Genomic DNA, 15,430 nt, shown 5'->3' on the forward strand with positions numbered 1-15,430 from the left:
TGCGGCAGCTACCGTGTTTTGTGCGTGGGCGGAGGCAGCAATGGCGCTCAAAGCAAAAAACACCGCCTTACTGATAGGGCTTAATTTTGGTTTACTCTGCATCATGTTTAGCAATCTCAACTTGTAATTTTTTTAATGAACACCAAGCGACTGGATCACAGTGACTCACGTGGCACTTTATGCATCAAAATTTTTGACACAAGTAAGTATCTGTAACAAGAGAAACATTGTCAATTAACATGGCCCATTCCTTAATGCATTAACGAAAAAACTGTGGGTTTTTTCCTTTTTGTTGTTTTTTGACATTACAATTCGGAAACATTTTTGTATTTTTATAACGTTTTACCCTATCCCGCCTCGATTCACGCGCACTGCCACGGCAGCTCGCCGGCGACCAGTTGCGGCAGCCCCATCGCCTATTTCCCCTATGAGAAGCGCAAAAAGACATGGTGCGGACGTGGTGCGGCGGCGCCGCGCCGCCGCTGCGCCGCCGCGCCAAAAAATGTAAAAAAATAGCGCATTGATGTAGAACAAGATTTTTGCCGGATAAAGGAGAGACTATCAAAATGAAATGCTGTTCGCGCCAGATTTTCCGTCAAAAGATCCGTATCTGGAAAGTGAATTGTTAAATCGCCCGCCTGCCGCAAGCTCCCCGGCCTTGCCAGTCAGCGCGGACCGGCAAGAAGATTATTGACTGGGTGCAACATCGCTTCAGCTTTGCAACAGGGGCATCTGCATGGCGGCGCCGGATACCCGGCGCCGGGCGCATCCGTGCTCCAGAACATAATTGAAAGCAACGCTGAGAGCGCTCCCACTGCTGGCGCTGACATAACCCAAAAAAAATGCCCCGCAAGCTATGCAGCTTGCGGGGCACCAGACCGGCATGGACTGGCCGGTCTGTGCATTCCAGCTTCCGCCAGTTGACTATCGTCAACCGGCGAAGGCAGAGTCACATCAGAACTTGTGGCTGTACTGGGCCGACAAGCGCACGGTACGGGGGCTCGAGTAGGAATTGATCATGCCGGCGGTTGGGCTGACAACGGTGCCAGCGGCAGTCGTGTTGTAGGCTTCATCGATCGATTGCGCCACCTGACGGTTGGTGGCATTGAGTACGTCGACTTTAAACACGATGCCCTTGATCTGCTCTGGCTTGTAGATGAAGTTCAAGTCCAGGCGCATTTCCGTAGGCAAGGTGCCGTAAGCGCCACGGCCGTTCGGACCGGTTGGGCACAGGAAGAAGATCGAGCCGTATTGGAACAAACTCAGGCCCTGGTTATCCATTGCCGCCGGGATATTGCAGGTACGCGACATCGGACGGCCCGTCGCCACCAGCAAGTTGCCGCCAACGCCAAACTGGCTCGTGAACTCGTAGTAGCCGTAGGTTTTCAACTGATGCGTACGGTTGTTCGGCAACAAGCCACTGCCGTTGATCATCGTTTCCGGGAAGTCCCAGCTCGAGCTGAAGCCCACGTCGGCCTGGCCGTTATCCGACTTGGTCTGGCCTTCCTGATTGCCTTCGCTGCGCGACCAGGTGTAGTTCATCTTGCCATACCAGCCATTGCGCATCGGATGTTCCAGCATGAATTCCAGCGACGTATAGGTACGCTTGGCTTGCTCCGGGAAACCGGCATCGGCAGCCGTAATCGTCACCGCGCGCTGCGCGCCGTTCGGTCCCACCGGGATCATGAAGGTATTGTCCTTGCCTGGATTGAACAGGGCGCCGTTCCAGCCATGATCATCGAAGTAGGCTTTTTCAGCGCCCGTCAGCTTGGCGGAAATGGCGCGCGGATCCGAGTAGTCATCGATCGTGTTTTTCAGCTTGCGATACGTGAACTTGACGCCGCCGTTGAAATCAGGCGTCAGCGCCTTCTCGAAGCCCAGGTTGATCTCATCCTGGAAGTGGGCCTTCAAGTTGGTCGAAGCCAGTTCATTGGCGCGTTTTTCCTGGCCAAATTCATTATTCGCCGAAAGCACATTGCTGATCGGGCTCAAACCCAGCGGTGCACCGGTGGTCGGATCAACGCCGGTATAGGTATAGAAGCGGTCCGTATTGAGCGAAGCGCCGGCAAAACGCACGGCCATATTGGCCGGCAATTGCATGAAGTAGCGGCCAGCCGTACCAAAGACTTTCAGGGAACCGTCGCCATACACATTCCAGGCCGCATTCAAGCGCGGCGCCAGCATGTTTTTCTGCTCCACGAAGGTTTCGCCGATGCCGTTCATGTTCTTGAACGATTCATTGCGCAAGCCCAGGGTCACGACCAGGTTTTCGGTGGCTTGGTAACGGTCCTCGATGTACTGCGCCGATTGCACGACGGACGGGGTCGAACCGCCGCGTTGCAGGTTTTCACGCACGTAGTAACCTTGCGTACCGTAACCGCCGCCGGCCGCAGGGGAAATATTATGTCCTGCCATGACGGTATTGGGGCTGGCCGCCTTGTCGATTCTCAGATAGGTCCAGGTACCGCCGCCGGCCGCTTCCGTGCCGTTCAGGGCATTGATCTTGTTATGGTCAAGACCGCCGCGTATCGTATGCTGCTTGGCCAGTTTGTATTCCAGGTCCAGGCGATAGCCGCGGTTGGTGTCTTGCGCGCCGTCGCGCAGCAGCGCCGAGCTGAAGCCCTGCACCTGGCTAGGCGAATAATTCACGCCTGGCGCCCGGTTTTCTTCAATGGCAACGATTGGGCGCAAGCCGGGAATGTAGCCGAACGGGTTCTGCTCGCGCTGGGTCTTCGCCTGTCCAACCAGGGCCTGCACGGTCAGATCATCGTTCACATAGCTGGTCAGCTTGAGGATATCGATGTTGGAACCCTGGGCTGCCGCCAGCGCGGCGCCAGTGGCGTTGAGGAACAGCACGCCCGCCGAATAGTTCTTGAATTTGGCGCCGCCCTGCTGCACATAGCCACGCTGCTTGGTGGCATAGTCAAAGCTGTAGTACTGATCGTCGACATTCGACTCGTCCGAGATGTGCGTGTATTCGAGGCGGTTGTTGTCGGTGATATTCCAGTCGATCTTGGCGATATAACGCGGCACGTCGGATTTCTGTACCAGCCAGCCGGTCTGCTTGTTCACCGTGCTGCTCGATCCCAGGCGCGCCGTTTCGCGGTCCATCTTGGTAAATTCGCCACCCAGATAGATGAACAGCTTGTCCTTGATCAGCGGGCCGCTGACATAGGCGTTGTAGACTTTCTCGGTCAGCTTGTCGCCTTCACGGTAGTTGAAGATCGTGCCGTCCGTCTTATTGGCGCCCGTGTTCGGGAACATGATGTTCTTGGCCTTGCCGCGCAGCGAATCAGGCGCATAGGTAAAGCCGGCGCCGAACTCCCAGTTATTCGTGCCGCTCTTGGTGGTGATATTGACCACGCCGCCCGTCGAGCGACCGAATTCGGCGCCGTAGCCGCCGGTGATGATTTGCGCTTCAGCAATCGAGCCGAAAGGCAAGGAAGAGTAGCCAACCTGGTACAGGCTGTTGGTGACAGGGAAACCGTTGATATACGCCGCATTTTCCGACGCGCTCGAGCCGCCGAAGCTGGCGGCGTTGTTGCCGTAGCGCGAGTCAGCGCGCGTGGTGCCGCCTGCCAATTGCACGATGTTGGCAACCGTAGGCGCCAGTGGCAGGGTAGCCAGCTCGCGCGAATTGAAGGAAGAACCGGAGTTGGAACTGGTGACATCGATCGCGCGGCGGCGGCTCGTCACGTTCACGGTTTGCACCTGCTGCAGCGCCACTTCGCTTTCCTGGCCGATGCGCACTTCCACGTCCTGCGTGCTGACGACGGAAGAACCCTTCATCAGAGTCACTTTGTAGTTGCCGACCGGCAGCGAGGTGATACGGAAAGCGCCGCTTGCATCCGGTGAAATAGTCCGTTTCAGACCATTGTCTGCACCGACGATCGACACCGAGGCACTGGCATCAGGCGCAATCTTGCCGATGATGTTGCCGGTGGCGTTCGACTGTGCCATTACCGCTGGAACAATCGCAACGCTCAATACCGATGCGCTGAACGCTATCGTTAATGCGCGTGCTATTACAGTTTTTCTCAACATGTCATTCCCTATTATTTATATGAGCGCAGTATTACTGCTTTGGTAAAGGAGTTTTTCACTCACGCTTATGCGTTTTTAAACGCTTTCTACTCTCATCGCCTTGCTATCCCACCACACAAGACATCCTCTCGGTCTCCATTTTGCATACGCAAAATAAAACAGAATGGCACATCGGAACATATTGAATCGGGCTGGTCAATAAAATTAGAGAAACTGTTATGTTGACGCAACACTTCAATTAAACAAACAAACAGGCGCAAAAAATCCCGCCCCGGCTAAATAAAAACATTCGCGGGCGACAAGGACATTGCTTGAAATAGCTGCAAACGCTGGCTTCAGGCCAATGAAAGCAAAAAATACCGGATGGGAATAGCGTCTTGAGAACGATTAACAGGAAGAGCCGGAAAATAAATGACAGACAAGAAAAACTATTTCTCCATGAGAGGCAACATATATGGCAAAGCTACTGCGCAACAGATTAACAGCACTTCATTTCAGAAATGCGGTCTTATTAAAATAAAATCCTCGACATGAGTAAAAACAAAACCCCTTCCTCCATTGAGACATTCACAGGTGACAAAAGACAACGCTGCTCACTTCCCAAAATGGATGCGGGAGAAAGATACACAATTGCATCTGCAAGAAGCAAAATGCTATCAAATCACACGCAATGGCAAGGCGTCAACAAAATCAGGTGACCACAACAAAAAAGCAACACAAATTCGCCTGAAAAATGAGGCCCGGATTGGCGCGCCCCTACATGGACAGGCAAACGCACCAGCAGCGCGCCGATGTGCACCACTATGGGGCGGCAGGAAAGCGCCTCTGCGCCGCCACCGTGGCGCGGTGGCGAGAAGGTTCGCCAGGCGGCCTTGCCGCCGCTTGCATCCCGAAGACCGCTCAGGCAAGCGATACGGTGAGCCATGTGGAGGTAAAATAGCGGCCTGATGCCCTCACGCGGCACGACACACTCTCCGCTAGATACGGAGCCCGGCAATTTTTAAAAAATACACACCATGTTGCGACTCAACGAAGTAAAACTCCCCCTCGAACACGACGAAGCGGCCCTGCCCGCCGCCATCCTGGCGCGCCTCGGCATCGCTGCTGCCGACCTGCTCGGCTTTACCGTCTTCAAGCGCAGCTATGACGCGCGCAAGCGCAGCGCCGTGGTGTTGATTTACTCGCTGCATGTTGAAGTAAAGAACGAAGCGGCCGTGCTGGCGCGCCTGCGGCACGATGTGCACCTGATGCCCGCGCCCGATACCGAGTACAAATTCGTCGCCGGCGGCGAACAGCTGGCCGGCCACACCAGTGAGCCGCGCCCCATCGTCATCGGCACGGGGCCCTGCGGCCTGTTCGTGGCATTGATCCTGGCGCAGATGGGCTTGCGCCCCCTCATCCTGGAGCGCGGCAAGCAGGTGCGCGAACGCACGGTCGACACCTTCGGTTTCTGGCGCAAGCGCGAACTGAACCCGGAATCGAACGTCCAGTTCGGCGAAGGCGGCGCCGGCACCTTTTCGGACGGCAAACTGTACAGCCAGATCAAGGACCCGAAACACTACGGCCGCAAGGTGCTGACGGAATTCGTCAAGGCCGGCGCGCCGGAAGAAATCATGTACGTGAGCAAGCCCCACATCGGCACCTTCCGCCTCGTCAAGATGGTGGAAGAAATGCGCGCCAATATCGAGCAGCTGGGCGGCGAATACCGCTTCGAGAGCAAAGTGGTCGATCTCGACATCGCGCCCGGCCCGGACGGCGGCCAGGTGCGCGGCGTGGTGCTGGCCAATGGCGAAACCATCGCCAGCAACCACGTCGTGCTGGCCATCGGCCACAGCGCGCGCGACACCTTTGAAATGCTGCACAAGCGCGGCGTGTACATCGAAGCGAAACCGTTCTCGATCGGTTTCCGCGTGGAACATCCACAATCGCTGATCGACAGCTGCCGCTTCGGCCCCAGCGCCGGCCACCCGATTCTGGGTGCGGCCGACTACAAGCTCGTGCACCACGCCAGCAATGGCCGATCCGTCTACAGCTTCTGCATGTGCCCGGGCGGCACCGTGGTGGCGGCCGCCTCCGAACCGGGCCGCCTGGTGACGAACGGCATGAGCCAGTACTCGCGCAACGAGCGCAACGCCAACAGCGCCATCGTTGTCGGCATCACGCCGGCCGACTACCCGGGCGACCCGCTGGCCGGCATCGCGCTGCAGCGCGAACTGGAAGAACGCGCCTTCGCCCTGGGCGGCGGCAACTATGATGCTCCAGGGCAATTGGTCGGCGATTTCGTCGCGGGCCGCGCCTCGACCGAGTTCGGCAGCGTGATTCCATCCTACAAGCCTGCCGTGCATCTGACGGACCTGGCGCCGTCCCTGCCTGAGTACGCAATCACGGCGCTGCGGGAGGCGTTTCCTGCGTTCAACAAGCAGATCAAGGGCTATTACAAGGCCGACGCCGTGCTGACGGGCGTGGAAACGCGCACCTCGTCGCCGATCCGCATCAAGCGCCGCGACGACGACCTGCAAAGCCTGAACACGCGGGGCCTGTTCCCCGCCGGCGAAGGGGCCGGCTATGCGGGCGGCATCCTGTCGGCGGCCGTTGACGGCATCAAGGTGGCCGAAGCGGTTGCCCTGTCGATGGCGGCGCGCGGCTAAGCAGCCAGGCGCCGCGCCGGCACATAAAAAAACCGGCACAGCGTGCCGGTTTTTTTGCGGCTGCGCAAGACGCAGCCATATTTCCCGTTTAAAACTTGTACGAGGCGTTCAGATAACCCGTACGGCCGCGCGGATCATAGTAGCGGTCGTCATACCCGAATTGCTGGCCACGGTTGGCGCCGGACGTCGATGGCACGAATGGAGGGCTCTTGTCGGTCAGGTTCAGCACGCCTGCGGTAAGCACCCAGCTCTTGCTCGGCGTCCACACCGTTTGCCAGTCGAGCGTCGAATAGAAGCCGACACGCATGCGGATATCTTCCTGGCCCGTCACGGCGCCGGAGGAGTCGAGCACATCGACCGTCGTTTTCTGGTCCTTGTAGCCGGACACGAAGTTGACCGTCAGCGAATTGGCCCAGTTGCCCGTTTTCAGAGTATTCGTCCACTGGCCGCGCGTGCGGAAGGTAACGGTACCGAGCTCGGCGAAGTTACCCAGCGCCGAATAATAGTTGCCGTTGCGTTCCAGCTGGATATCTTCGCGCAGCATCTGCGTCGCGTTCAGCTGCGAGGTGAACAGGCCGATACCCGAGCGGTAACGGGCGCTGACGTCGATATCGACACCGGTGGCGAACGACTTGCCCAGGTTCTGGTTGTCGGCCAGGAAGGCCAGATAGGTCTTGCCCGTGCCCACGTCCGTGTTGACGCTCCACGCTTTCGGATAGGCGGCGGGATTGGCGAACACCAGCTGCTCGGTCAGCTGGCCGAAAGAATCGCGGATTTGCACATGCCACAGGTCGGCGCCCAGGGTAATGGCGCTGATCGGCTCGTAGCGGAAGCCTATGGTTGCCTGTTTCGACTTTTCAGGCTGCAAATTGCGATTACCGCCTGCCAGCTGGTCGTACTGGTGGTTGCCTGGCTGGCATTGCGCGTTGAGGCGCGTGGCGATGGCTTGCAGGGCCGGCGTACAGGTGTACTTGTCGCTGGTGACGCCATAGCCGCGCTGCAGGGCATTGACTTGCGGTACCGTTGGCGCATGGAAGCCATTGCCGACGGAACCGCGGATCAGCAAGGTGGGGGCTGGCGTCCACTTGAAGCTGGCCTTGGCCGTGGTGGCGCCGCCAAAGTCCGAGAACTCGTCGAAACGCAGGGCCGCGCCCAGTTCCAGCTCTTTCAGCACGGGCGCGATGACTTCGCCAAAGATGCCCTTCGAGGTGCGGCTGGCGCTGTACGGCTTGCTGCTGGCCGCATCACCGAAACGCTGGTCGCACTCCAAGCCGGTCGTGCCGCCGCACAAGGTACCCTTCACGGGGTCGGCCAGGATGCCTTGCGCAAACGGGCTCGGTTTCGAAGAAAATTCCTCGCGGTTGATGTTGGCGCCCACGCCCAGCATCATCGCACCGCCCGCCAGGCGCCGCAGTTCCGTCGAACCGTTCAGGTTGATGGTTTGCAGGCGCGAGGTGCCGCCGTCCCAATAGCCGGTAAAGGTGGCCGCCTTGATGGCGTCCTGCGCCGCGGTGGACTGCTTGCCTGGTCCGACGAAGGGGTCGAGCAAACCGCTCGCGGTGAGGTTGCTGACGGCAATCGCGCCAGGATAACCGGAAATACTGCCTTTTACACGGCTTTCCGAGAAGTTATAGGATGCGTTGTAATCCCAGCCGGCAGCCACGCCGCGCGTGCCTACCACCACGCTGGCGAAGTCCGCCGTATCCTTCGAGGTGCGCTGGCCCATGTCGAACAGACGATAGGCCGCCAGGCTGCCGCCAGTAATACCGATTGGCAACAAATACTTGTCGTGCAGCGGCGTCCCCGCGTCAATGGCGATCTCGCCCGGCACGGGGGCGATACGCGACGTTTGCTTGGTGCGCGACAGGAGCACATCGGCATACACCTCGTGGCCGGCGATCTTGAAGGTGCCCGACGCCATGAAATTGTCGCGCTTGCGTTCCGGATAGATTTCCAGGTCCTTGACGAAATCATAACCGCAGTAATCATTCAAGCGCGGGGTGCCGTCCAGATCTTCATACGGTTCCAGCACGCGGAAAGTCTTGGCGGGACAGGAGCCAGTGGTTTTTTGATATGGACTGATCAGTTGGCCATTGTCATCGATGGCATTGGCGGGAATCGGGCTGACGGAAAACTGCTGTTTCTGATAGCGCTTGCCATTGGCCGAGAACTGTACCTGGCCCGTGCTGGCGAATTTGCGGTCAACCGAAGTCAGCTTGTCGCGCTCGTCGTGGCCAAAGGTCAGCACCACGTTGTAGCCATCGTCGTCCAGGTTGCCGAAGCCCTTGGTGGCGCTGAGACGTTTCTCGCGTGCACCATTTTTCGGCGCGGAATAGCCGATGCTCACATCGCCCATCGTCGTATCATGCTTGGTGATGAAGTTGACCACGCCGGCGATGGCGTCGGCGCCGTACAGGGCGGAGGCGCCGTCGGTCAGCAGCTCCACACGCTCGATGGCCGAGATGGGAATGGAATTCAAATCGAAGCCGGCCGCAAAACCTGTCAGCGTCTGGCCGCCGAACTGGGCCAGGCGCTTACCGTTCAGCAAGACCAAAGTGCGCGTCTCACCCACGTTGTGCACGGAAATACCGGAAAAACCAAAGGTGCTGCCACCTACTGAAGAGCTTTCCGTCGTGGCCCCCTGGGCGGAAGACAGTTTTTTGACCAGGTCGGTGACCGAGGTCGCGCCCGACGTGCGGATGGCTTCGGCGGTCAGCACGGTGACAGGCAAGGCGCCTTCGGCGGCGATGCGCTTGATCGACGAGCCGGTCACTTCCACGCGCTGTATCGGCGCATCTTGTGCCACTGCGGACTGCGAAGCGACGGACAAGGCCGCTACCATGCCGCCGGCGCAGACAATGCGAACGGCACGGGAGATGACGGTTTCTTTAAGCATGGTAAACCCTTTTCAATTGTACTTTTATTAAGTTACGGATCGACTATCCGGACTTCAATCGTTCATTTCAAGGTATTGCACTGCAGGTTCTAAGGTTGGACGTCCAGAAATGGCGCTGCGATGCTTGCATGGCAAAAAGACGGATGCCAGCCAACTGAAAGTTAGCTAGACAACTACATAGAATCACGGGGACATTCTTGATGTCAACAGAACTCACGATGTGTATGGTGTACATACAACGTTGTGAAAATAAAAAGAGCGCCCGGGAGAACGCACTCCGCCGAAGACGGCGCCGTCAGTGTGTCAGCGGCAAGCGGATATGAATGTGGCAGCCGGGCGTGGCATCGATGGCGCTGACCTGGCCGCCCAGTTGCTGCACGATGGTGTAGACGATATGCATGCCCAGGCCGGAGCCGCCCTGGCCCCGCTTGGTGGTAAAAAACGGTTCAAACATATGCTCGCGCACGGCGGGCGCCAGGCCGACGCCGTCGTCGGAAAACTCCAGCAGCAGCCATGGCGCCCCCGCATCGGCCGCCTCGATGCGCGCGCGTATCGTGATGCGCCCCGGCCCGCCATGCGGATAGCCGTGGCGCGCACTGTTCATCAAGAGGTTCGAGAGGATTTGCGACAGCTTGCCGGCCGCCAGGCGCACCTGGCAATCGGGCGCGATGTCGAGCTCCACGCCCAGCGCCGCCTTGCGCAGTTCCGGGCTGTGCGCCGACACCAGGCCGTGCACATAGTCATGCAGCGCCAGGTCGGCCACGTATTCGCTGACCTGGTCGACGGCCAGCTGCTTGAAATTGCCGATCAGGTCGGCGGCACGCGCCAGGTTGCGCTCGATCAAGGCCGCCGCGCCCTTGAGCGCCTCGGCAATGTCGACCAGTTCGGTGCGGCTGACCTTGGCGCCGCCCAGCAGGTGCACCAGCTGGTCGGCATAGCTGCCCATGCTCGACGCCGCAGTCAGGGCCACGCCGATGGGCGTATTGACCTCATGCGACACGCCGGCCACCAGCGAGCCGAGCGCCGCCATCTGCTCCTGCTCGATCAGGTTGGCCTGCGCCGCCAGCAGCGACTCGGTGCGCACGCGCACGATTTCTTCCAGTTGCTGCGTGCGTTCCTGGTGCTGCAGCTCGGCCGCGCTGCGGGCCGAGAAGATCGACAGCAGCAGCAAGGCCAGCAAACGCTTGTTTTCGTCGATGGGACGCGTGTCGATGGCCGACAGGATGCCCAGGGTGCGGCCTTCGGTATCGATCAGCGGCATGCCGACATAGCTTTCCGCGTGCATGTCGACGAGGAGGGTATCGAATGGAAAGCGACGCTGGATATCACTGCCATGAAAACACATGCTCTGGCACGTCACATCCTGGCAAGGCGTGTGCTGCAGGCTGTATTCGATGTTGGGCTGGTAGCTGTCGCCGCCCCACAGGGCCAGGGTGCGGATGCCTTCGCTGCCGTCGTCCATGCTGATCAGGCGTCCGGCGATCACGTATTTGACGTCGAGCGCTTCGGCCAGGTCCTTGACGAGGATGCGCAGGAAGTCGTCGCCGCGGGCGCGCGCCGTCGAGGCGGTAATCGAGCGCAGGGCCGCTTCCGCCAGCGTACGCCGCTGCTCGGGATCGAACAGGGGTTCTTGCGAATTCACATCAAACAACGGAATACTCATGAATGCTCCTGCGCAGCACGGAAAGCGCAGGCACGGCTGCCGGCGCGGCGATCCTCAGCAAAAGCCCGTGTCAACGGACTTGCCGCGATTGTACCCCTGGCTATTGTTTAATAATACAGATCTGTGGAAATTTTTATAGCCAGCCCGAGCGCTTGAACAGGTAATACATGTAGCCGCAGACGCAACTCATCAATCCCACGGCCACGGGATAGCCGTATTGCCAGTCCAGTTCCGGCATGAACTTGAAGTTCATGCCCCACACACCGGCAAACGCCGTGAAGACGGCGAAGATAGCCGCCCAGGCCGCCAATTGCTTGTTCACTTCGCTCTCGTCGATGGCCACCATCGACAGATTCACCTGGATGGCCGTGCTGATGGTGTCGCGGATGGTGTCGAGCGTGCCGTTGATGCGCGCCAAATGGTCGTGCACGTCGCGGAAATACTCCTGGGTATCGTGGCACAGGGGCGGCACCCGGCCGCCGTGCAGCTTGCCCACCGCTTCCATCAGAGGCGCCACCACATGGCGCAAGACCATGACCTTGCGTTTCAGCTGGTACAGGCGTTCGATATTGTCGCGCTCGGTGCCGCGGTCGAAGATGCGGTCTTCGATCAGTTCCAGCTCCGATTCCAGCGCGTCGAGCACGGGGAAATAACGGTCGACGACGGCATCCATCAGCGCGTACAGCACAAAGGCGGAGCCCTGGCGCAGCAAGTGTGGTTCGCGCTCGGCGCGCGCGCGCACGCCAAGAAAACCCTGCGAGCTGTTGCTGCGCGACGAGAGCACGTAATTGGCGCCAACGAAAATATCGACTTCGCCCAGCACCAGTTCGTTCTCGACCATTTCCACGGTTTTCACGACGGCAAACAGGGAATCGCCATATTCCTCGATTTTCGGGCGCTGGTGGCCCCGCTGCGCATCCTCGACGGCCAGTTCGTGCAGGCAAAACTCGTGCTGCATCTGTTTCAGCTCGTCCGGCGTGGCGTCGAGCAGGGCGACCCAGACGAAGCAGTCGGGCCGCTCCACGTAATCGCTGATATCGTCAATCGGCAAGTCGGCCAGTTTTTTGCCATCCTGGTAGGCCACGCAGTTAATCAGCATACAGTTCCACAATGAAAGTTAAAACCGGACGAAACCATCCGGCAAGCGCCAGCTTACCTGATTGCCCCCCTTCATTGTGTTTTGTCGCGTGCAACAGACGCCGCGCGGGAACGGAAGGAAAAGCGGCCGGGGCGGCCGCCCCGTCCGCAGGATCGATCAATCGTCCTTGGCGCCGTCGATGCCCAGTTCGGAAATCTTGCGCGTGATGGTGTTGCGGCCGATGCCCAGGCGCACGGCCGCGTCATTCTTGCGCCCATGCGTATGCTTGAGCGCCGTCTTGATCAGGGCCGACTCGAATTGCCGGCCCAGCACGGCCATGACTTCCTGCTGCCCCGCGCCCAGCATTCCGGCCGCCTGCAATTCCAGCAGGCCGATCCAGCCCGGCGGCGCGCCGTTGGCGGGCGCGGCCGCCTCGAACACCTGGCCGCCCTGCGCGTGCGCCACGGCGGGCGCCGCGCCCTCGCCGGAGACGACGGCGGCAGCGCCATCGCCCTGCCCCTGCGTCAATTCCAGCGGCAAGTCCTTGATTTCCACCGTCTGGCCCGGCGCCATGACGGTAATCCAGTTGCACAGGTTTTCCAGCTGGCGCACATTACCCGGCAAATCGAGGCTGCTCAGGAACTGCATCGTCGGCTCGCTCATGCGCTTGGCTTCCACGCCCAGCTGGCGCGCGCTTTGCACCAGGAAGTGGCGCACCAGGATGGGGATATCCTCGCGCCGCTCCCGCAAACTGGGCAGGCGCAGGCGGATCACGTTCAGGCGGTGATACAAGTCTTCGCGGAACAGGCCGTCGCGCACGCGCTGCTCGAGGTTCTGATGCGTGGCGGTAATGACGCGCACATTCGCCTTCATGGGCTGGTGGCCGCCGACGCGATAAAAATGCCCGTCGGACAGCACGCGCAGCAAGCGCGTCTGCAAATCGAACGGCATGTCGCCGATTTCATCGAGGAACAAAGTGCCGTTCTCGGCCTGTTCGAAACGGCCCCGGCGCGTCGTCTGCGCGCCCGTAAACGCCCCCCGTTCATGGCCGAACAGTTCCGACTCCAGCAAATCCTTGGGTATCGCCGCCGTGTTCAGGGCAATGAAAGGCTGCGCCGCGCGCGGGCTGTGCTTGTGCAGCGCGCGCGCCACGAGTTCCTTGCCGGAACCGGATTCGCCCGTGATGAGGACCGTCACATTCGATTGCGACAGGCGGCCGATGGCGCGGAAGACTTCCTGCATGGCCGGCGCCTGGCCAAGGATTTCCGGCGTTTCCGACGGTCCCGATTCGACGCTGGTCTCGCGCAGGCTCTCTTCCAGCGCACGACGGATCAGCTCGACGGCCTTGTCGATATCAAAAGGCTTGGCCAGGTATTCGAAGGCGCCGCCCTGGAAGGCCGCGACGGCCGAATCGAGGTCGGAAAAGGCGGTAATAATGATCACTGGCAAGCCGGGAAAGCGCGACTTGACCGTCTGCAACAATTCCAGGCCGGATGCGCCCGGCATGCGGATGTCCGACACGAGCACTTGCGGCGTGTCAAATTCCAGTGCGGCAATGGCGTCGCGCGCATTGGCAAAACTCTTGGTGGCGAGGTTTTCCCGCGCCAGGGCTTTTTCCAGCACCCAGCGGATTGATTCGTCGTCGTCAACTATCCAGATTGGCTTCATTAGTGTGTGCGTCCCGCAATGGATTTCATGGGTGGGATACTCCCCCCGCTTATGGCAAGGGTAAAACGATCCTGAAATCGGTGTATCCAGGCCGGCTTTCGCACTCGATCACGCCCAGGTGCTGTTGCACGAAGGTTTGCGCCAAGGTCAGTCCCAGCCCGCTGCCGCCTTCCCTGCCCGACACCAGCGGGTAGAAAATCCGGTCGCGGATCTGGGGTGCGATGCCCGGTCCGTTGTCAATGATATGCAAGTCTAATGCCAGGTTGTAGCGGACCTTGGCCAGGGTCACCTGGCGCGCCACGCGCGTCTTGAACGTCAGCTCCGCGTCGCCTGCCTCGATGCGTTCGGCCAGGGCCTGCGCCGCGTTATGCGCGATATTGAGCACGGTCTGTATCAATTGCTCCTTGTCGCCGCGAAACTCGGGGATCGAGGCATCGTAATCGCGCGAAATGGTCAAGCCGCTGGGAAATTCGGCCAGGATCAGGCTGCGCACCCGCTCGCACACTTCGTGGATATTCACGTCGCCCACGATGTGCGGACGGCGGTGCGGCGCCAGCAGGCGGTCGACCAGCGTTTGCAGGCGGTCCGCTTCCTTGATGATGACTTGCGTGTATTCGCGCAGCTCGCTCAGATGCAGGGCCGGCAATTCCAGCTCCAGCAGCTGGGCCGCGCCGCGGATGCCGCCCAGCGGATTCTTGATTTCATGCGCCAGGTTGCGGATCAGCTCCTTGTTGACCTGGCTCTGGTCGAGGATGCGCTCCTCGCGGTCCAGCTTGAGCTGCTGCACGTTTTCGCGCAGCTCGATCAGCACGCCGTCGCGCGGCGCGTCGAGCGCGCTGACGATGCTGTGCACGCGCAGCGGCTCGCGCCCCAGGCGTTCCAGGCTCAGGTCCTGGCGCAGGTCGGAAAATTTATGTTCGAGCGCCTGCGCGCAGATGCTCGCCAGCTCGTCGGGGTTCAAAAACAGCGCCGTCAGTTTTTGCCGCGACAGGGCTTTGAGCGAACTTTCCAGCAGGTTTTCCGCCGCCGCGTTGGCATAGCCGATGCGGCCGTCGCCGTCGAGCAGAATGACTGCTGAAGCGAGCAGATCAAGGCCGGCCAGGTGCGCGGGGCGGCTGGAATGGTTGTCTAGTGTCATGTGCTTTACCGAATATTCGCGATCTCGCGTTTCAGGGCGTCAATGTTTTGCTGCGTGCGGCTGATGTTGTCCTTCAACTGCGCCACTCTTTCCTGATATTTCGCATAGTTGCGCTCATTGCCCTGGCGTTCGGGCTGGCCCTCGTTGAATTCCAGGCGCTGCGCCGCCAGCTTCTGCTCTTCGCTGCGCAATTCATCCTGCAGGATCTGGCGCCGGTCCAGGTCGCGCGCGCGCTGCTCGGCGCCATCAACCCTGGGAAACGCGCCAGCGGCCGGAGCCGCCGTGGCCGCCGCCT

General features: G+C 60.0%; 7 protein-coding genes and 1 pseudogene. 1 reads left to right on the top strand and 7 read right to left on the bottom strand.

Annotated elements, in window-relative coordinates; genetic code table 11:
- Positions 1 to 954: 954 nt before the first annotated feature.
- On the bottom strand, positions 955 to 3,960 hold the full coding sequence (locus tag CBW50_RS18105; protein WP_157792381.1) for a TonB-dependent receptor: 3,006 nt from the start codon (positions 3,958 to 3,960) through the stop codon (positions 955 to 957).
- Positions 3,961 to 5,060: 1,100 nt separating this feature from the next.
- On the opposite strand from CBW50_RS18105, the gene CBW50_RS18110 reads away from it, so the two are divergent.
- Positions 5,061 to 6,692, top strand: a complete 1,632-nt coding sequence (locus CBW50_RS18110) for an NAD(P)/FAD-dependent oxidoreductase (protein WP_086146845.1) — start codon at positions 5,061 to 5,063, stop codon at positions 6,690 to 6,692.
- Between the two features lie 88 nt (positions 6,693 to 6,780).
- On the opposite strand, the gene CBW50_RS18115 is transcribed toward CBW50_RS18110, so the two are convergent.
- The 6 genes and pseudogenes from CBW50_RS18115 to CBW50_RS18140 form a co-directional block, all read right to left on the bottom strand.
- Positions 6,781 to 9,588, bottom strand: coding sequence for a TonB-dependent siderophore receptor (locus CBW50_RS18115; protein ID WP_226936062.1), 2,808 nt, complete (start codon positions 9,586 to 9,588; stop codon positions 6,781 to 6,783).
- A 295-nt stretch (positions 9,589 to 9,883) separates the two neighbouring features.
- Positions 9,884 to 11,251 carry a GAF domain-containing sensor histidine kinase gene (locus tag CBW50_RS18120; RefSeq protein WP_086146846.1) on the bottom strand — a complete coding sequence of 456 codons (1,368 nt, stop codon included), beginning with the start codon at positions 11,249 to 11,251 and terminating at the stop codon, positions 9,884 to 9,886.
- Positions 11,252 to 11,384: 133 nt separating this feature from the next.
- A complete protein-coding gene (corA, locus tag CBW50_RS18125; RefSeq protein ID WP_086146847.1) occupies positions 11,385 to 12,350 on the bottom strand; it encodes a magnesium/cobalt transporter CorA in 966 nt (321 codons plus the stop codon).
- Positions 12,351 to 12,506: 156 nt separating this feature from the next.
- A complete protein-coding gene (gene ntrC, locus CBW50_RS18130) occupies positions 12,507 to 13,997 on the bottom strand; it encodes a nitrogen regulation protein NR(I) (RefSeq protein WP_086146848.1) in 1,491 nt (496 codons plus the stop codon).
- A gap of 49 nt (positions 13,998 to 14,046) precedes the next feature.
- Positions 14,047 to 15,135: a nitrogen regulation protein NR(II) gene (glnL, locus tag CBW50_RS18135; protein WP_086146849.1), complete on the bottom strand. Its 1,089-nt coding sequence runs from the start codon at positions 15,133 to 15,135 to the stop codon at positions 14,047 to 14,049.
- A gap of 5 nt (positions 15,136 to 15,140) precedes the next feature.
- Positions 15,141 to 15,430: pseudogene (locus tag CBW50_RS18140) on the bottom strand (DUF4124 domain-containing protein); the annotation flags it as partial.

The sequence above is a fragment of the Janthinobacterium sp. GW458P genome, assembly GCF_002127585.1.
Lineage (GTDB): Bacteria > Pseudomonadota > Gammaproteobacteria > Burkholderiales > Burkholderiaceae_D > Janthinobacterium.